General features: G+C 59.8%; 18 protein-coding genes. 10 read left to right on the plus strand and 8 right to left on the minus strand.

The features are described from left to right. Nucleotides 1–2: 2 nt before the first annotated feature. From flgH to IH404_RS20200, 3 genes are all read right to left on the minus strand, one after another. Complete coding sequence (flgH, locus tag IH404_RS20190) at nt 3–698, minus strand: flagellar basal body L-ring protein FlgH (RefSeq protein WP_005790104.1); 696 nt, start codon at nt 696–698, stop codon at nt 3–5. 53 nt (nt 699–751) lie between these two features. Next, complete coding sequence (flgG, locus tag IH404_RS20195; RefSeq protein ID WP_005790105.1) at nt 752–1,537, minus strand: flagellar basal-body rod protein FlgG; 786 nt, start codon at nt 1,535–1,537, stop codon at nt 752–754. Between the two features lie 62 nt (nt 1,538–1,599). Beyond that, nucleotides 1,600–2,340, minus strand: a complete 741-nt coding sequence (locus tag IH404_RS20200; RefSeq protein WP_032880052.1) for a flagellar basal body rod protein FlgF — start codon at nt 2,338–2,340, stop codon at nt 1,600–1,602. A gap of 586 nt (nt 2,341–2,926) precedes the next feature. On the opposite strand from IH404_RS20200, the gene IH404_RS20205 reads away from it, so the two are divergent. Continuing rightward, nucleotides 2,927–3,904 (plus strand): hypothetical protein, encoded by a 978-nt coding sequence (locus IH404_RS20205; protein WP_157264173.1) that lies wholly within the window; start codon nt 2,927–2,929, stop codon nt 3,902–3,904. A 66-nt stretch (nt 3,905–3,970) separates the two neighbouring features. Here IH404_RS20205 and IH404_RS20210 read toward each other — a convergent pair whose 3' ends face one another. After that, the gene (locus tag IH404_RS20210) at nt 3,971–5,524 is read right to left on the minus strand and encodes a sigma-54-dependent phenylalanine hydroxylase transcriptional regulator PhhR (RefSeq protein WP_005790109.1); all 1,554 of its coding nucleotides are present in this window, start codon (nt 5,522–5,524) and stop codon (nt 3,971–3,973) included. Between the two features lie 257 nt (nt 5,525–5,781). On the opposite strand from IH404_RS20210, the gene phhA reads away from it, so the two are divergent. The 3 genes from phhA (at nt 5,782) to IH404_RS20225 (ending at nt 8,221) form a co-directional block, all read left to right on the plus strand. Further along, nucleotides 5,782–6,573, plus strand: coding sequence for a phenylalanine 4-monooxygenase (phhA, locus tag IH404_RS20215; RefSeq protein WP_043049667.1), 792 nt, complete (start codon nt 5,782–5,784; stop codon nt 6,571–6,573). 98 nt (nt 6,574–6,671) lie between these two features. After that, the gene (locus tag IH404_RS20220) at nt 6,672–7,028 is read left to right on the plus strand and encodes a 4a-hydroxytetrahydrobiopterin dehydratase (protein WP_005790113.1); all 357 of its coding nucleotides are present in this window, start codon (nt 6,672–6,674) and stop codon (nt 7,026–7,028) included. Next, on the plus strand, nt 7,028–8,221 hold the full coding sequence (locus IH404_RS20225) for an amino acid aminotransferase (RefSeq protein ID WP_194438872.1): 1,194 nt from the start codon (nt 7,028–7,030) through the stop codon (nt 8,219–8,221). The genes IH404_RS20220 and IH404_RS20225 overlap by 1 nt, the downstream gene beginning before the upstream one ends. A gap of 64 nt (nt 8,222–8,285) precedes the next feature. Here the strand turns inward: IH404_RS20225 and IH404_RS20230 are convergent, their stop codons facing one another. After that, a complete protein-coding gene (locus tag IH404_RS20230; protein WP_005790116.1) occupies nt 8,286–9,095 on the minus strand; it encodes a UDP-2,3-diacylglucosamine diphosphatase in 810 nt (269 codons plus the stop codon). A 138-nt stretch (nt 9,096–9,233) separates the two neighbouring features. On the opposite strand from IH404_RS20230, the gene IH404_RS20235 reads away from it, so the two are divergent. The 3 genes from IH404_RS20235 to IH404_RS20245 all read left to right on the plus strand — a co-directional run bounded on the left by IH404_RS20235 (nt 9,234) and on the right by IH404_RS20245 (nt 11,379). Then, on the plus strand, nt 9,234–9,983 hold the full coding sequence (locus IH404_RS20235) for an AraC family transcriptional regulator (protein WP_005790118.1): 750 nt from the start codon (nt 9,234–9,236) through the stop codon (nt 9,981–9,983). 99 nt (nt 9,984–10,082) lie between these two features. Continuing rightward, nucleotides 10,083–10,967: a DMT family transporter gene (locus tag IH404_RS20240; protein ID WP_005790120.1), complete on the plus strand. Its 885-nt coding sequence runs from the start codon at nt 10,083–10,085 to the stop codon at nt 10,965–10,967. 130 nt (nt 10,968–11,097) lie between these two features. After that, complete coding sequence (locus IH404_RS20245) at nt 11,098–11,379, plus strand: hypothetical protein (RefSeq protein WP_005790122.1); 282 nt, start codon at nt 11,098–11,100, stop codon at nt 11,377–11,379. Nucleotides 11,380–11,413: 34 nt separating this feature from the next. Here IH404_RS20245 and IH404_RS20250 read toward each other — a convergent pair whose 3' ends face one another. Continuing rightward, on the minus strand, nt 11,414–11,701 hold the full coding sequence (locus tag IH404_RS20250) for a SelT/SelW/SelH family protein (RefSeq protein ID WP_005790123.1): 288 nt from the start codon (nt 11,699–11,701) through the stop codon (nt 11,414–11,416). Nucleotides 11,702–11,785: 84 nt separating this feature from the next. On the opposite strand from IH404_RS20250, the gene IH404_RS20255 reads away from it, so the two are divergent. Further along, a complete protein-coding gene (locus IH404_RS20255) occupies nt 11,786–13,975 on the plus strand; it encodes a patatin-like phospholipase family protein (protein ID WP_194438873.1) in 2,190 nt (729 codons plus the stop codon). A gap of 128 nt (nt 13,976–14,103) precedes the next feature. On the opposite strand, the gene IH404_RS20260 is transcribed toward IH404_RS20255, so the two are convergent. Next, nucleotides 14,104–14,538, minus strand: a complete 435-nt coding sequence (locus IH404_RS20260) for a MarR family transcriptional regulator (protein WP_003193007.1) — start codon at nt 14,536–14,538, stop codon at nt 14,104–14,106. 121 nt (nt 14,539–14,659) lie between these two features. After that, complete coding sequence (gene recQ / locus IH404_RS20265; protein ID WP_005790127.1) at nt 14,660–16,789, minus strand: DNA helicase RecQ; 2,130 nt, start codon at nt 16,787–16,789, stop codon at nt 14,660–14,662. A gap of 275 nt (nt 16,790–17,064) precedes the next feature. Here recQ and IH404_RS20270 point away from each other — a divergent pair, with 275 nt between their 5' ends. After that, nucleotides 17,065–17,652 carry a YecA family protein gene (locus tag IH404_RS20270; protein WP_005790129.1) on the plus strand — a complete coding sequence of 196 codons (588 nt, stop codon included), beginning with the start codon at nt 17,065–17,067 and terminating at the stop codon, nt 17,650–17,652. 20 nt (nt 17,653–17,672) lie between these two features. Beyond that, on the plus strand, nt 17,673–18,056 hold the full coding sequence (locus IH404_RS20275) for a YbaN family protein (protein ID WP_032803663.1): 384 nt from the start codon (nt 17,673–17,675) through the stop codon (nt 18,054–18,056). Nucleotides 18,057–18,148: the final 92 nt, after the last annotated feature.

Genomic DNA, 18,148 nt, shown 5'->3' on the forward strand with positions numbered 1-18,148 from the left:
ACCTAGAAAGGGAACAGCGGGCTAAGGAAGAAACGATCGAACCAGCCCGGCTGGCTTGCATCAGCAAACGAACCCGTCCCCGAGTAGGTGATGCGCGCATCGGCAATGCGCGTCGACGGCACGGTATTGTCGGTGGAAATATCATCGGCGCGGACCATCCCGGCAATGCGCACCAGCTCGTCGCCGGTGTTGAGGGTCATCCACTTTTCACCGCGTATGGCGATGATGCCGTTGGGCAATACGTCGGCCACGGTCACGGTGATCGAGCCGGTCAGGCTGTTGCCCTGCCCCGCCGCACTCTTGCCGTTGGTGGCACGGTCGCCGCTGTAGCCGGCGTCCAGGCTCAGGTCACCACCGCCCAGCGGGTTGTTGGTGTTCAGGCCACCGCCGAACAGCGACGTCAGGCCGATGCTGGTCTTGCTGTTCTTGCCGATCTGCGAGTTGGCGTTCTTGCTGGCCTGGGTCTTCTCGTTGAGGGTGATGGTGATGATGTCACCGACCCGGAAGGCCTTGCGGTCGCTGTAAAGGTTCTGTTCGAAACCAGCCTGGTAGATCGAGCCGTTATTGGCCGCCGCCGGCAGCGGCGTGCGTGGCAACACCGGCGCGTAGTACGGGTCATTGGGCTTTGGCGTTGGGGCGACACAGCCCGCGAGCACGGCGATCCCACTCAATGCCAAAACGGAAACATAGCGATTCATGACCCTTACCTCATGGTGTTGCAGGCGCCGTCAAGGGCGCCCCATAGACGTGATTACAGATTCTGCGTGACGAACGAGAGCATCTGGTCGGCGGTGGAAATCACCTTGGAGTTCATCTCGTAGGCGCGCTGGGTGGTGATCATGTTGACCATCTCCTCAACGGTGCTGACGTTGGAGGTTTCCAGGGTGCTTTGCAGCGTGGTGCCAAACCCGTTCAGGCCCGGGGTGCCGATTTGAGGCGCGCCGCTGGAGGCGGTTTCCAGGAACAGGTTATTGCCCATCGCTTGCAAGCCGGCCGGGTTTATGAAGTCGGCGGTTTGCAGGTTGCCGATCACTTGCGACGCCGGGTTGCCGGCCACAGTGATGGACACGGTGCCGTCGTTGCCCACGGTAAAGGTCTTGGCATCCGCCGGAACCACCACGGCCGGTTCCAGAGCGAAACCGTTGGCGGTGACGATCTGGCCGTTGGAGTCCAGGTGGAAAGTACCGTCGCGGGTGTAGGAGGTAGTCCCATCCGGTTGCAGGATCTGGAAGAAGCCACGGCCATTGATGGCCATGTCCAGCGGCTGGCCGGTTTGCTGCAGGTTACCGGCGCTGAAGTTTTTCTGGGTGCCGACGATCTGCACACCGGTACCCAATTGCAGGCCCGAGGGCAATTCGCTGTCCTGGGTCGATTGGGCACCTGGCTGCTTCTTGATCTGATAGAGCAGGTCCTGGAACTCGGCGCGGTCACGTTTGAAGCCCGTGGTCGACACGTTCGCCAGGTTGTTGGAAATGGTCGTCAGGTTGGTGTCCTGGGCGGACAGGCCTGTCTTGGCAACCCATAGAGCCGGAAGCATGCTGTTCTCCTTCGTGCGCCGGGTAGTGGGCGCTACGTTGCAAATTAGTTAATGGGCTTGAATCAGCTCATCTGCATGACGCGCGTCATGGCCTGGTCGTCTTCTTTAGCGCTGTTCATCATCTTGATGTGCAGCTCGAACTGCTTGGAAAGCGCCAGCACCGCGGTCATTTCTTCCACGGCGTTGACGTTGCTCGCCTGCAGGAAGCCCGAAGTCAGCTTGACGTTCGCATCGGCCTGGGCTGGCTGGCCATCCTTGGTGTGGATGGTGCCGTCCAGGCCCTTGGTCATGTTCTTGAGGTCGGGCTGGACCATCTTGATCCGGTCCACTTCCGCCATCACCCGCGGGCCTTCGCCCATGGCGCGGATGCTGATGGTGCCGTCGGCACCGACTTCGATTTTCTGCTGGGGCGGCACGGCAATCGGGCCACCGTTACCCATGATCGGCATCCCGTTGCCGGCACGCAGCACACCGAGCGCATCCACGTTCATGCTCGCGCTGCGCACGTAGGCTTCGCCGCCATCGGGGGTTTGCACGGCCATCCAGCCGTCGCCGCTGACGGCCACATCCAGGTCACGACCGGTCTCGATCATCGCGCCCGGGGAGAAGTCAGTGGCCGGCCGCTCGGTCATGGCAAATGCCCGCGCCGGAAAGCTGTCGCCGAACACCGGCATCGAACGCGCCTGCTCCAGGTCGCGCTGGAAACCATTGGTGGAAATGTTCGCCAGATTGTTGGCATGGGCCTTCTGCGCCAGTGCGTTCTGGCTGGCGCCGGTCATTGCCACATAAAGGTATTTGTCCACGCTCTTTCCTCTTTCTGACGGACGCTTGCCGCCCACCGCTGTACTGAGGAGGCTTAAGCAATTTGCGAACCAACTTTAAAAAAAACGAAGGAGCCCCCTGAATCCGGGGGTTGAGCGCTGGAGCGTCGGGCAGACCCACTGCCCAAGAGTCGAAAAAACGGCGGACTTATGCCGCTTGCGGCAAGACATGACGCCCGAAGCCCTCCCCATGCCTGAATTACGCCGGTGCGTCGCCATTTCAGCTTCCTGGGCCGCTCTTATCGAGGGAAATGTTGCAAGGGGTTATTAATACACACGCGGTGACTACCAGACTTATCATTTCAAATTCACGTACAGCGAGTGAAACCCATCGTTATCAGGTACTTGAGCATTTAGTTAATACATGTGTTTACGCTTGCTTTCTCGGACATCTCACGACACTTACACCAAATTAAACCGTCTCGACACACGCTTACAATTACTAAACAACGACAACTTGAACACACCCTACTGCCTGCGTAAATTCTGTCCATCGCAACATCACCACCCTGAGTATTTAAACTTGCATTCTTGCGACACACCTATCACTAACTACAGGACCAGTATCATGTTCACTACCCCACAAGTACCCACCCTGCCCTTCAGTGTTCCCTACTTCCCTACAAGAGCGGGTGGCAGGCCGGACCATGATATATATCGACCTAACTACCCATCGGCCGCGCCCCATTATCACGCGTGCACCCACGAGCACAGGGCCGAAGTTTCAGACTATCGTCCTGACCGATACTTTCCAGAGGTGCACCGTGCCAGGGACTATTACCCCGACCGACGCATCTCGGACATGCAACCAGACTGGGACTATCGCCCTGCCCGGGATTTTCCGCAAATGCGCCGCGACTGGGACTACCTTCCCGAGCGGCGCGTACCAGACATGCGCCGTGACTGGAACTACCCTACTGAAAGGTATGTTGATCAGCGGCCAATTTATCTCGTCTCTCCAAGGCTCGCAGACGAGTTCGCACCAATAAATCAACATTGGAACCCGGCCGTAAAGGCGCTGGATAAACTTATCGACACACTGCCACAGGCCATGATCCGTATGGACATGGATATCACCACCAAGGATCTGCTTGGCGGCAAATATGGACCACTCTCCCCCAGTATTACCAAGGAACTGGGGAAACTGGATGAACATAGGGACTACCGTATGGTGTCTCAGTTTAACGGACACGCATTGACCTACCTCTGGGCACCCGTCGACGGTGGCAGGCCTGTATTTATTGAACAGCCAGAAAACGGCTATATGACGCCAACGAGCTGTACGGATTTATTAAAGCTGTTGAATTCGAATTCCGAAGCCCAACAATTCAAGGATTACGGCGTAACCGCCAAGGACCTGAAAGACGGCAAGTACGGAAAACTCTCTCCCGAGATTCAAAAAAGTTTGAGCAACTTGGAACATGACAAGAACTACAGCCTGATTGAGTTCTTTAAAATTGACAACGAAAACACAACGCTGGCCTGGATGGACAAAAGTACAGGCAAGATTGAAGAAATAGGCCAGTACAACAGTGTCTACGGCTGACACACTGGACCGTTGTCAGATCGGACACTGCGTTCACAAGACGCAGTGTCCAGCATCGCGATACCCTTACTTGATCACCTTATAGTCGCGCAACTTATTCGCAATGGTGGTGTGCGATACACCCAAACGCTTACCCAGCTGCCGGCTGCTTGGGTGCTCGGCGTACAGGCTTTCCAACACGGCCTTTTCGAACCGCCCCACGATATCCTCCAAACCGCCTTCCAACGAAAAATCCCCAAGCGGTTGACGCACGCCGTAATCCGGCAGACGAATATGCTCGACCTTGACCGTGCCGCCCTCACACAAGGATACAGCCTGAAATAACACGTTTTCCAACTGCCGCACATTGCCTGGCCAGTGGTAGTGGCTAAGACGCTCCATGGCAGCGGGCGCCAACTTGGGCAGCGGGCAACCGATCTGCCGACTGGCTTGGTCAAGAAAATGCTCGACCAAGGGCGCCAGGCCGTCCAGGCATTCGCGCAAGGGTGGAATGTGCAGCGACAGCACGTTCAGTCGGTGATAGAGATCCTGGCGAAACTCACCCCGGGCGCAGAGTTCCGACAAGTCCACCTGGGTCGCACAGATCACCCGCACATCCAGATACACCTCTTCATCACTGCCGACCCGACGAAAACACCCATCCTGCAAGAAACGCAGCAATTTCACCTGCAATCTCGCGCTCATTTCGCCAACGCCATCAAGAAACAAGGTACCGCCCGCCGTCAACTCCAGCAGCCCGAGCTTGCCCTCCGCTCGCGCCCCTTCAAAGGCACCGGGGCCGTAGCCGAATAGTTCAGTTTCGGCCATCGACTCGGGCAAGCCCGCACAATTGAGGGCCATCAAAGGCGACTGCCCTCGCGGGCTGGCCAGGTGACACGCACGGGCCAGCAGTTCTTTACCGGTGCCGGTTTCGCCTTCTATTAATAGCGGCGCATCCAGCGGTGCCATGCGCCGTGCTTCGCGGACCACCGCAGCCATCACTTTGGAGCTTTGAAAGATGCTGTCAAAGCCGCGCAGCTCTTGCTTGCGCACGTTGTAGATGCGCTCACCCACACGGTCAGCGCGATGCAAGGTCAGCACGGCACCGGCCATGGCCTCACTGTCGTCATGCTCACTGGATTGCAGTGGGGCGATATCCGCCAAAAACACGTCACCTTTGACCTTGACCCGCAAGCCGTTGATCCGCGATTTGCTGGCACGCACCAGTTCCGGCAAATCGAAGTCCTCGGCATAGCGCGACAGTGGGATACCCGGCACCTCATCCACCCGCACGCCGAGTAACTGTGCCGCTGCGCGATTGGCAGCGACGATGGAACCGCCCATGTCGATGGACAGCACCGGAAATTCCAGGGCGCCAAGCAGCGCATTGAGTTCCATATGCCGCCGCTCGCTCGGCATCAGCCCTACCCTTTTGACGCCGAATACGCCGGCAATCGCCTCGAACTGCGGGCGCAATGCCTGGAATTGCATGTTCACCAGGTTCGGGCAAAACAGGTAGATGGCATTGCCATGCTCACCGCCGACCTCACCCTTGGCGACGTTGACGCCGTACTCCACCAACAGGTTGAGGATGTCCCGCAGGATGCCGATGCGGTTCTGGCAATGCACTTTGATACGCATGGAAAGGCTCGAAAAGTAGAGAGGCGCCGCGTCTTTTTGCCGCTGGGCGCAGATAGTCGTCAAGATTATGTGACAGCGCGTCACCTTTTCACAGCCCAAGACACGGATAAGGCTTACACCCGTAACGAATACTTTACAAAAACCAGTAATTTTTCCTACGTACCCAGGCGAGACAGCGACGGAATCCAGCCCTGTTCGGGTTATCAATAGGTACATCGCAGGACATAACAAGAACGAATGCCTAGCAGGAGAGCCGTATGAAGCAGACGCACTACGTGGCCCGCGAGCCCGATGCGCAAGGTTTTATCCATTACCCGCCAGAAGAACACGCGGTATGGAACACGCTGATCACTCGCCAACTCAAAGTGATCGAAGGCCGTGCCTGCCAGGAATACCTGGACGGCATCGACAAGCTCGGCCTGCCGTTGGACCGCATCCCCCAGTTGGGCGAAATCAACAAGGTGCTGGCCGAAACCACCGGCTGGCAAGTCGCGCGGGTACCCGCACTGATTCCCTTCCAGACCTTTTTTGAATTGCTCGCCAGCAAGCAATTTCCGGTGGCGACCTTTATTCGTACCCGTGAAGAGCTGGACTACCTGCAAGAACCGGATATTTTCCACGAGATCTTTGGCCACTGCCCGCTGCTGACCAACCCCTGGTTCGCCGAATTCACCCACACCTACGGCAAGCTCGGCCTGGCGGCCACCAAGGAGCAACGGGTGTACCTGGCGCGCCTGTACTGGATGACCATCGAGTTCGGCCTCGTGGACACACCCCAAGGGCGGCGCATCTACGGTGGCGGCATTCTGTCTTCGCCTAAAGAAAGCGTGTATTGCCTGTCGGATGAGCCCGAGCACCAAGCCTTCGATCCGCTGGAAGCGATGCGCACCCCTTATCGTATCGACATCCTGCAACCGCTGTACTTCGTATTGCCCGAACTCAAGCGCCTGTTCGACGTGGCGCAGGAAGACATCATGGGCATGGTCGAGCGCGGTATGGAATTGGGCTTGCACGCACCGAAATTCCCGCCAAAGCCCAAGGCTGCTTGAGCTGTGCCTTTTTAGGCCAGGTGAGTCTGTTCCCTGGCCGCGCGTTGCTTTAGGGTAACGCCACTGACCTTCAAACATTCGAATTCAGGACACCTCCCATGACCACCTTGAACCAAGCCCACTGCGAAGCCTGCCGCGCCGATGCCCCGCAAGTCAGCGATGAAGAACTGCCGGTGCTGCTCAAGCAGATCCCTGACTGGAACATCGAAGTGCGCGACGGCGTCATGCAGCTGGAAAAGGTCTTCCTGTTCAAGAACTTCAAGTTCGCCCTGGCCTTCACCAACGCCATGGGTGAAATCTCCGAAGCCGAAGGCCATCACCCTGGCCTGCTCACTGAATGGGGCAAAGTCACCGTGACCTGGTGGAGCCACTCCATCAAGGGCCTGCACCGCAACGACTTCATCATGGCTGCGCGCACCGACGAAGTGGCCAAGACTGCCGAGGGCCGCAAGTAATGCACTTCGATGCGATTGGCCGCGTGCCCGGTGACCCGATCCTCGGGCTGATGGACCTGTATGCCCAGGATGCCAACCCGAACAAGTTCGACCTGGGCGTGGGCGTGTATAAGGACGACCAGGGCCTGACCCCGATTCCCCACTCGGTGAAGCTGGCGGAACAGCGCCTGGTTGATACCCAGGTGACCAAGACCTACATCGGTGGTCATGGTGACGCGGCTTTCGGCACCCTGATCAGTGAGCTGGTGCTCGGTGCCGATTCGGCCTTGTTGCGCGAACGCCGCGCCGGCGCCACCCAGACCCCAGGCGGTACCGGCGCCCTGCGCCTGAGCGCTGACTTTATCGCCCAGAGCCTGCCTGGCCGTGGCGTGTGGTTGAGCAACCCGACCTGGCCGATCCACGAGACCATTTTTGCCAAGGCCGGGCTTAAGGTCAGTCACTACCCTTACGTAGGCAGCGACAATCGCCTGGATGTGGCGGCGATGCTTGCGACCCTGTCCACGATACCCAAGGGTGACGTGGTGCTGCTGCATGCCTGCTGCCATAACCCGACCGGCTTCGACCTGACCCAGGATGACTGGCGCCAGGTGTTGCAGATCGTGCGGGAACGCCAGTTGCTGCCGCTGATCGACTTTGCTTACCAGGGCTTTGGTGATGGCCTGGAGCAGGACGCGTGGGCGGTGCGCCTGTTTGCAGCCGAGTTGCCGGAAGTGCTGGTCACCAGTTCCTGCTCGAAGAACTTCGGTCTGTATCGCGACCGGGTCGGCGCACTGATCCTGTGTGCTGCGGATGCCGAAAAGCTCACCGATGTGCGCAGCCAACTGGCGAACATCGCCCGCAACCTGTGGTCGACGCCGCCGGATCATGGCGCTGCCGTGGTGGCGACCATCCTCGGTGATACCGAGCTGAAAAAACTGTGGAGCGAGGAAGTCGAGGCCATGCGCTCGCGGATCGCGCACTTGCGTTCCGGGTTGGTGGAAGCCTTGAAGCCCCATGGCTTGGCCGAGAAGTTTGCCCATATCGGCGCGCAGCGCGGGATGTTTTCCTATACCGGTTTGAGTGCCGAGCAGGTCAAGCTACTGCGCGAGAAGCACAGCGTGTATATGGTCAGTTCAGGCCGGGCCAACGTGGCCGGGGTGGATGCGACACGTTTGACGCTGCTGGCCGAAGCTATCGCCGACGTTTCCAACTGAAAACCCCGGGACTAAATGTGGGAGGGAGCATGCCCCCTCCCACATTTTTACCGAGGCAAGGTTTTTAGCCAGTGACCATTTCAGCCTTGAGCTGCGCCTCCCTGGCCTGCACATCCGCCAACCGATACAACTCGATATGCCCATCCCAGTGCTCGATCAGCGCGGTGCACGATTCCACCCAATCTCCGCAATTGAGGTAATCCACCTCCCCCACCTTGCGAATCTCGGCATGGTGGATATGCCCGCACACCACCCCATGCAGTTCGCGCCTGGTGACTTCGTGGGCAATCGCTTCTTCGAAATCGCTGATAAAGCTCACGGCGGTTTTCACCTTGTGCTTCAGGTACGCCGACAGCGACCAGTAGCCATAACCGTAGCGCGCGCGCCAATGGTTGAGCCAGCGGTTAAGCGTGAGGGTGAATTCGTAAGCCGAGTCGCCGAGGAACGCCAGCCAACGGTGATAGCGGGTGATCACATCGAACTGGTCGCCATGGATCACCAATAGATGCCGACCATCGGCAGTCACATGCACCGCCTCATCGACCAACTGGATATTGCCCAGGATCAGCTTGGAATAGCGTCGTAAAAATTCATCATGGTTGCCAGTGACGTAGATCACCTCGGTACCGCGCTTGGCCATGGTCAGCAAGCGACGGATCACGTTGGTGTGGGCCTGGGGCCAATACATGCCGCCGCGCATTTTCCAACCATCGATAATATCGCCCACCAGGTAGACCTTGTCGGCGTGGTAGCCCTTGAGAAACTGCGACAAGTGCTCGGCCTGGCAATCCCGGGTGCCTAGATGCACGTCGGAAATCCACAGGGTTCGCACCCGTTGCTTGCGGCTGGGCTTGGTGAACTCGGCATGGGTCATGGGCATCCCTCGACGCTGTTTTCGCGAGCTTGCGCCTTGGCGATTAATAGCCCATGACAGCTGTGCGTCAGTCTGATGACAGCGCTCATTGCGTATGAAGCGTTGTAGACTGGCGGCCTGCTGCCACTGGAGACCGCGATGAGCCCGAGCCTCACGCTACGCCACTACCTCGAAGCCCCCATCGCCCATAGCCATGATCATGCGCAGTTGGTGTTCGGCCTGTCCGGGCACCTGGAGCTGGAAGTCGATGGCCGTGGCAGCCAAGTGCGCGAGAGCAGTGTGATGGTGCTGCCCTTCTCCACCCACCATGCCTGTGGCAGCCGCGATGGCAGCCGCTGCCTGGTGCTGGATGTGCCGACCGAACATTGGGTGGTGCAATCTTTGGGCGAGCATGCCGATGCCAGTCGCCGCTTGCTGGGGCAACCGGCGCGACTGACGCTGGATCCGCGGCAAAGCCAACTGGTGCAGTGGCTGGCGCACAGCCCGGTGGACGATCCGCTGATCGTCCAGCAAGGTGCGGTGCTGTTACTGGCCAGCCTCAATCATCTCCAGGCTAAACCGCAGCCAGGCCGGCGCCTGCCTTATGCAGCGTTCAATGCCCATATCCAGCGCCATGCTGCGCGCCCTTTGCAGGTGGCCGACCTGGCGCGCATCGCCGGGCTTTCCGTGGCGCGCCTGCATGCACGCTTCATGGCCGAATGCGGGCAAACGCCGATGGATTATCTTCGCAGTCGTCGCTTGCACATGGCGCTGGGGCTTTTGCGCGGCACACCGCTTGCCATTGGTGAGGTTGCCGAGCGCGTCGGCTACGCCTCGCAAAGCGCATTCAGTGCCGCCATGTTGCGCGAGTTTGGCGCCACGCCCAGCGCCCTGCGTCAGGCCGACTGACAAGAGCCCCACGCTAAAAATCGCGAGGCCGGCGACAGACGCCCGCGAACCAAGTCTCTAGACTGCGAGGCTGTTACCCCCGTTGCTTCAAGGATCGCAATGACTCCCCGTTCAGCCCTTGGCGCCCTGCATATCGGCGCATTGATGTTTGGCCTCACCGGCGTATTCGGCAAGCTGGCGGCGGCCTCCCCTGCCATCATCGTGTTTGGTCGCGCCGCGTTTGCTGTGCTCGCCCTGGCGGTATTTGCCCGCTTTGCCAGCAACGCGCCCTGGAAGACATTGGAGATGCGCGACTGGCGCCGCCTGCTGGTCAGCGGTGTGTTGCTGGCCGCGCATTGGGTGACGTTCTTTATTGCCGTCAAAGTCGCCGGCGTGGCCGTGGCGACCCTGGGGTTTACCGCCTTTCCGGCCTTTACCGTGATCCTTGAAGGGTTGATCTTCCGCGAGCGCATTCGCGCCAATGAAGTGCTGCTAGTGGCCCTGGTCACCGTTGGCCTGGTGCTGGTGACCCCGGATTTCAACCTCGCCAGCGAGGCCACGGGCGGCCTACTGTGGGGGATCGCCTCGGGGCTGTTGTTCTCGTTGCTATCGCTGAACAATCGCGCCAGCTCCGGGCGCATTCCTGCGGTACAGGCCGCGCTGTGCCAGAACGTGGTGGTCGCGGCCTGCCTGCTGCCGGTGGCCGCACCTGGGCTGGCGGATGTACGTGGGATTGACTGGCTGTGGATCGGGTTGCTGGGAGTGTTTTGTACTGGTCTTGCCCATAGCCTGTTTGTCGCCAGCCTTGCCGTGATCAAGGCGCGCACCGCCTCGGTGGTGTTTGCCATGGAACCTGTCTACGGCATCACCGTGGCCTGGCTGTTGTTTGCCGAAACCCCGACCTTGCGCATGTTGCTGGGCGGCGCCTTGATCATCCTCGCCATCGTGCTTTCCGGCCTGATGGGCAGCGCCGGCCAGGCCAAACAACCGGCAGCCACAGCCTGATCTATACTTTAAACGTCCGCAACAGTCTGTAGTCGTTCAACGGATAAAGACTCCTCGACGACAGCCATGATGCTTTCTGAAGTTGCTGCAAGCGAGTGGTCATCCCTCAATGCGATGCAGGAGTTTCATCATGGAAATGCTCATCAGCTTGCTGGTCCAGATCATCAGCGGTGCCGTCGGTGGCAACATCGCCGGCATGACCAAACAGAGCCTGGGGACAGGGCTCAATACCTTTCTCGGCGGAGTCGGCGGCTTGGTGCTGGGCCAGATTGTCGCCGCACTCACGGGCACCACCAGCGGCGAAGCGCTGGATGTTGCCGCGGTCGGCAGCAATATTGTCGGCGGTGGCGTCGGTGGGTTGGTATTGACGTGGGCCGTCGGTTTTATCAAACAAAAGCTCGCTGCCAAGTAGCGGTAGGGTCACCGCCCCTCTGTGGCGGTGACTTTCATTGCGTACGATCGTTATGGCCCAGATCGCGCTGCGGGTCGATCTGATCGCGTACCCGCTGTTTTAGTACCTTGGCCTCGGGAAAGCCGCCGTCGGCTTTGCGTTCCCAAATCTGCCCGCCATCACAGGTGATGCGAAAGACGCCACCGGTGGCCGGCTCCAGCGCCACGCGCCCCAGGTCATCGGCAAATGTACTGAGCAACTCCTGGGCCAGCCACGCGGCGCGCAGCAACCACTGGCACTGGGTGCAATAAGTGATAACGATCTCGGGTTTGCTTGCAGACATAATTTAAGCGGCTCCTGACATGACGGGCCCAGCGAATCGAGTGGCTATAATAGCGGCCTTTATCGCCCAGCCTCGAGATTGATGATGCGCCGCCTGCTGTCTTGCCTGTTCCTGTGCCTGGTCCCCCTGCTTGCCGAAGCCTTGGAAGCACCCCGCCCTAAAATCGGCCTGGTGTTGTCCGGTGGTGCCGCCCGTGGCCTGGCGCATATCGGTGTGCTCAAAGCCCTTGAGGAACAGGGCATCCATATTGATGCGATTGCCGGCACCAGCATGGGTGCGGTAATTGGCGGGCTGTACGCATCGGGCTACAAGATCGACGAACTGGAGAAGCTGGCGCTGGGCATCGACTGGCAACAGGCCCTGTCGGACGCCCCACCACGCGAAGACGTACCGTTTCGGCGCAAACAGGACGACCGGGATTTCCTGGTCAAGCAGAAACTCAGTTTCCGCGACGACGGCAGCCTGGGCCTGCCACTGGGTGTGATCCAGGGCCAGAACCTGGCGCTGCTGCTGGAAAGCATGTTTGCCCACAGCAGCAACACGCGTAACTTCGACAAGCTGCCGATCCCGTTCCGCGCAGTGGCCACCGACATTACCACCGGCGAAAAAGTCGTGTTCAGCAAGGGCCACCTGCCCCAGGTGATACGCGCCAGCATGTCGATCCCCGCCGTGTTCGCCCCGGTGGAACTGGACGGCCGCCTGCTGGTGGACGGCGGTATGACCGACAACATCCCGCTGGATGTGGCGCGGGAGATGGGCGTCGATATTGCCATCGTGGTCGACATCGGCACCCCGCTGCGCTCGCGCAAGCAATTGGCGACCGTGGTGGACGTGCTCAACCAGTCCATCACCCTGATGACCCGGCGCAATTCCGAGGAGCAACTCAAGGCTCTGAACCCCAAGGATGTGCTGATCCAACCGCCTCTGGCCGCCTATGGCGTGACCGACTTCGGCCGCGCCAAAGACATGATCGACGCCGGTTACCGCGCCACCCGCGCCCTGGATGTGCGCCTGGCGAACCTGCGTCCGGTCGAGCCCATCGACGCGCAACTGGTGGCTGCACGCACGCCGGGCGAGCGCACCCCGGTGATCACCGCTATCAAGGTGGAGAACGACTCCAAAGTCAGCGACGACGTGATCCGCTATTACATCCGCCAGGGGCTGGGAGAACCGTTGAACCTGGGCCGCCTGCAGTCGGACATGGGCACGTTGTACGGTCTGGATTACTTCGAGCAGGTGCAATACCGCGTGGTCAAAAAGGGCCAGGACAACACCCTGGTGATCAGCGCGCGGGGCAAGCGCAGCGGCACCGACTACCTGCGCCTGGGCTTGAACCTGTCGGATGACATGCGCGGGGACAGCGCGTTCAACCTTGGCGCCAGCTATCGAGTGAACGGCATCAACCGCCTCGGCGCGGAATGGCTGACGCGGGTGCAGATCGGTGATCGACAGGAGTTGTACAGCGAGTTCTACCAACCGATGGACACCGGCTCACGCTACTTCGTCGCGCCTTATATCAGAGCCGAGGCGCAGAACGTTGAGCTGATCCTGGACAACGACCCCATCTCCGAATACCGCCTGGAACGCTATGGCTTTGGCTTGAACTTAGGACGCCAGATCGGCAACAGCGGCGAGATCCGCTTCGGCGTAGGTGAGGCGTGGGGCAAGGCGGACGTGCGTATCGGCGAGCGCGACCTGCCGAGCGTGAGTTTCAGCGAAGGGTTCTATGAGCTTAAATATTCCTTCGACTCCCTCGACAACGTCTACTTCCCACACAGCGGCGAAGACATAGGCTTGGCCTTTCGCGAATTCGAACCCGGACTGGGTTCGGACCAGCGCTACCGTCAGTGGGAGTTCAAACTGGACAAGGCCATGAGCCATGGCCCGGACACCTTGATACTCGGCGGTCGCTATGGACGCACGCTGGATAATTCCGACGTGGTGATCTCCAGCTTCCTGCTGGGTGGGGCGCGGCAATTGTCGGGCTTTCGCCAGGATGCGATTTCGGGCCAGAACGTCAGCCTGATACGCGCGGTGTACTTCCGCCGGCTGACCCCACGCTCGTACCTGCCACTGGACTTCCCGTTGTACCTGGGCGCCTCACTGGAACGGGGCCGGGCGTGGAACAACGACAACGAATTCGACAGCGGGTATATCAATGCCGCGAGTATTTTCCTGGGATTTGATACGCCACTGGGGCCGCTGAATTTCAGCTATGGGTTCAATGATGATAATCAGAAGGCTGTGTACTTGAATCTCGGCCAGACCTTCTGACACAACACAGAACTAATGTGGGAGGGGGCTTGCTCCCGATGGCGGGGTGTCAGTCAACAACTCTGTAGCTGGCCCACCGCAATCGGGAGCAAGCCCCCTCCCACATTTGGTTCTCGGCAAATCAGGAGTCAGGACTTTTCCAGGTTCGCCAGGATGTGCTCATGCACACGCATGCACACGCGCAGATCCTCTTCATTCACCCCAACGAACAGCTCATGGCGCAAGGCCGTGGCGATGGTCTCGATCTGGTCGATCAGCGGTTGAGCGGTATCACACAACAAAATGCGTTTGGCACGGCGGTCTTCCACCACGGCTTGGCGTTGCACCAGGCCCTGGCCTTCCAGGCTGTCGAGCAGGCGCGCCAGGGTCGGCCCTTCGACGCCGACACTTTGTGCCAGTTCACGTTGGGTAGGTGCTTCGACAAAACGGGCCAGATGCAGCAACACCAGCCAGCGCGCCTGGGACAACCCTAGCCCCGCCAAACGACGGTCCAGCTCGGCGCGCCAACCTCGGGACATTTGCGCCAACTGCATGCCAAAACGGTGTTGATCGGTTAACGGCATAAAAAACTCATGTTTAAGACTGAAAATAAAGTGTGGCTAATTATTAGTCAGCTAAGCATGAGCCATGCCAGTAGGCAAGGCCCGGTATGTACTGATTCGTTACATTGTCGTAATTGCCACACTAAATTTCGAATTCCGACTGCAAAGCGGCCCGCACGCAGTACAAAACACCCTCGGGAACACGCCCGGTGAACAACGGAGCGATCTCCACCACAGGTGGCAATTCGCCTTCTCCGTCGAGGAAGGCATCCTGGATTTCGCCAAGTAAATCCTCAGGCAAATCAAGGGCCTGCTCCAGCGACAACTGTTGCTTGCCAATGGCTTCGGCGAGCAGGGTATACACATTTTTTTCCGAGCATTGCAGTTGGCCGGCGATCTGGATCGGGGTCATGCCAGCGCGGGCCAGGCTGATCAGTTCGTGGCGAATATCGGCGATTTCCTTCGGCGCTTCTGCCTGGCCGCCGAGCACTTCGAGGAAGGCCTGGCCATAACGCTCCAGCTTGCGCGCACCCACGCCACTGACCCGAGCCATCTCGGCCATGGTGGTCGGTTGCTCGCGGAGCATTTCCAGCAAGGTGGAGTCTGGGAAGATAACGTAGGGCGGCACGCTGTGTTCCTGCGCCAATTTGCGCCGCAGGGTACGCAACGCCTCCCACTGCTCGCGCTCCTCGCCCCGCACCAACTGGCTGGCCTGGCTGGTGCTGCTGCTTTTGGCGCTGGCCTGCGGCTTGAGGTCGCGGCGCAGTTCCAGGCTGACTTCACCCTTGAGCAACGGCCGGCAACTGTCGTTCAGGCGCAGCCCGCCATAGCCTTCGATATCAATGTCGACGAGGCCACGGGCAACCATCTGGCGAAACAGCGAACGCCATTCGCCCTCGGCACGGGCCTTGCCGACGCCATAGACCGACAGTTTTTCGTGGCCGAAGCTGCGCACTTTTTCATTGTCCTTGCCGAGCAACACATCCACCAGATGGCCCACGCCATAGCGCTGGCCAGTGCGATAGATCGTCGACAACGCCTGGCGCGCAGGCTCGGTAGCGTCCCAGGTTTGCACGCCGTCGATGCAGTTGTCGCAGTGGCCGCAGGGTTGCGGCATGTCTTCGTCGAAATACGCCAGCAGCGTCTGACGGCGGCAGCGGGTTTCTTCGCACAACGAAAGCATGGCGTCGAGCTTGTGCTGCTCCAGACGCTTGTGGCGCTCGTCACCTTCGGAGTTCTGCAGCATCTGTTTGAGCATCACCACGTCCTGCAGGCCGTAGACCATCCAGGCATCCGCCGGCAGGCCATCACGGCCAGCACGTCCGGTTTCCTGGTAATAGGCCTCAAGGGACTTGGGCAGGTCCATGTGCGCCACGAAACGCACGTTGGATTTGTCGATACCCATGCCGAAGGCGATGGTCGCCACCATGATCAGGCCTTCCTCGTTGAGGAAGCGTTTCTGGTGCGCAGAGCGCGTTTCATTGGGCAGACCGGCGTGGTAAGGCAGCGCCGGGTAGCCTTGCTCGCACAGGAACGCAGCGACTTCATCGACCTTCTTGCGTGACAGGCAGTAGACAATACCCGCATCGCTGCGCCGCTCGGACAGGAACGCGAGCAACTGCTTGCGTGGCTGCTCCTTGGGTACGATGCGATAGAAGATATTCGGCCGGTCAAAGCTGGACAGGAAGCGCTCGGCGTTCTGCAAATGCAGGCGCTCGACGATTTCTTCACGGGTGCGCTTGTCGGCGGTGGCGGTCAGGGCGATGCGCGGCACGTCGGGGAACAGCTCCGCCAATTGACCAAGCTGCAGGTATTCGCGGCGGAAATCGTGGCCCCACTGCGATACACAGTGGGCTTCGTCGATGGCGAACAGGGCGATTTCCAGGCTCTGCAAAAAGGCCAACATGCGTGGCTGCACCAGACGCTCCGGCGCCAGGTACAACATCTTCACTTCACCGCGCTTGATTCGTGCGGCCAGGTCGCGCTGCTGCTCGGCGCTGAGAGTGGAGTTCAGGGAAGCGGCGGCGACGCCCAGCTCTTCGAGGGTGGCAACCTGATCGTCCATCAACGCGATCAGCGGCGACACCACCACCGCCAGGCCGTTGCGCAACAGCGCAGGTACCTGGAAGCACAGCGACTTGCCGCCACCGGTAGGCATCAGCACCAGGGCATCGCCGCCGCTGGCCACACGCTCAATGATCGCACCCTGGCGGCCACGAAAACTGTCGTAGCCGAAGATGTCCTTGAGGACGCGTTGAGCCTGCTCGAGCATGTAAAACTCCAAAATGGTGCCGAAATCCCTCTGTACAGGCTGGCCGAAAAAATACGCTTTCACGGAAAATAATCCGTAAGCGAAGTTTTCCCGGATTGGCGCTAAGCCTGCAGGGGCATCACAAAACGCGGCAGTATACCCGACCGTCATCGGCCAAAGGGCGCGACTGACGAATAGACGCCCGCTCTAAAACCGGGCAAATATGCCGTGCGGCTGGCCTGGGCGCTCAAGAAAGCCTAGAATTCAGCATCGTTTATTCCCAAGGTAGCCCTTCAATGTCCTTCGCTGAGCAACTAACCCGCCTGCAAGCCTTCCTCGACGCCGATGAGCTGCATGACGAGGCGCTGGACTACGTGGCCGCACACGGCTACCTGACCGCCCTGTCGATCTGCTCCGAAACCGTCCCGGACCGTGAATGGATCGACGCGCTGTTCGCTGAAGAGCCTCATTACAGCGACGCCGCCCAGCGCGAAGAAATCGAATCCACCCTGATCGCCCTCAAGGCCCACATTGCGCGCCAACTGGCCTCCGACGAAGAGTTCGAGCTGCCATGCGACCTCGACCTGGGCGACGACCCGGATGACTCCGACCTGCGCGGCTGGTGCATCGGTTTCATGGAAGGCGTGTTCCTGCGTGAAGCCGCCTGGTTCGAAACCGCCGAAGAAGAAGTCAGCGAAATGCTCCTGCCGATCATGGTCGGTTCGGGCCTGTTCGAAGAAGAAGCAGAGTTCTCCGACATCGCCGCCGATGCCAACCTGATGGACGACATGATCGTGCAGATCCCGGAAGCCCTGACCGCGCTGTACCTGCTGTGCAACGCGCCTGACGAAAAACCGGCGATCCTCAAGCCACGTCACCACTGAGTCGCTTGCCCGTGGCACCCATGGGCAACCGCTCACTGCTCCTGCGCTACGTACTACTGGCCATCGGCTGGCTGAGCGTAGCGCTGGGAGTGATTGGCATTTTCCTGCCGGTATTGCCGACCACGCCCTTTCTACTGCTGGCCGCCGCCTGCTTCGCTCGAAGCTCCCCGCGGTTCTATCACTGGCTGGTGGAACACCCACGGCTGGGCCCATGGATTCGTGATTACCTGGATGGCAACGGCATTCCACTCAAGGGTAAGGTCTACGCCATCGGCCTGATGTGGCTGAGCATCGCGCTGTCCTGTTACCTGGTGCCGTTGCCGTGGGCTCGCGGCTTCATGCTGACCAGCGCCGTGCTGGTGACGATCTACATCCTGCGCCAGAAAACCCTGCCCCCGCGCTGAATGCACCTGCGACATTAGATCCCACGCGACCTTGGTCGACACTGACTAACAACAGGCATCATGCGAGACTGTCCAACCGGGCCCGGAATGCC

It is taken from the genome of Pseudomonas sp. OST1909, from assembly GCF_015277575.1.
Classification (GTDB): Bacteria; Pseudomonadota; Gammaproteobacteria; order Pseudomonadales; family Pseudomonadaceae; genus Aquipseudomonas; species Aquipseudomonas synxantha_A.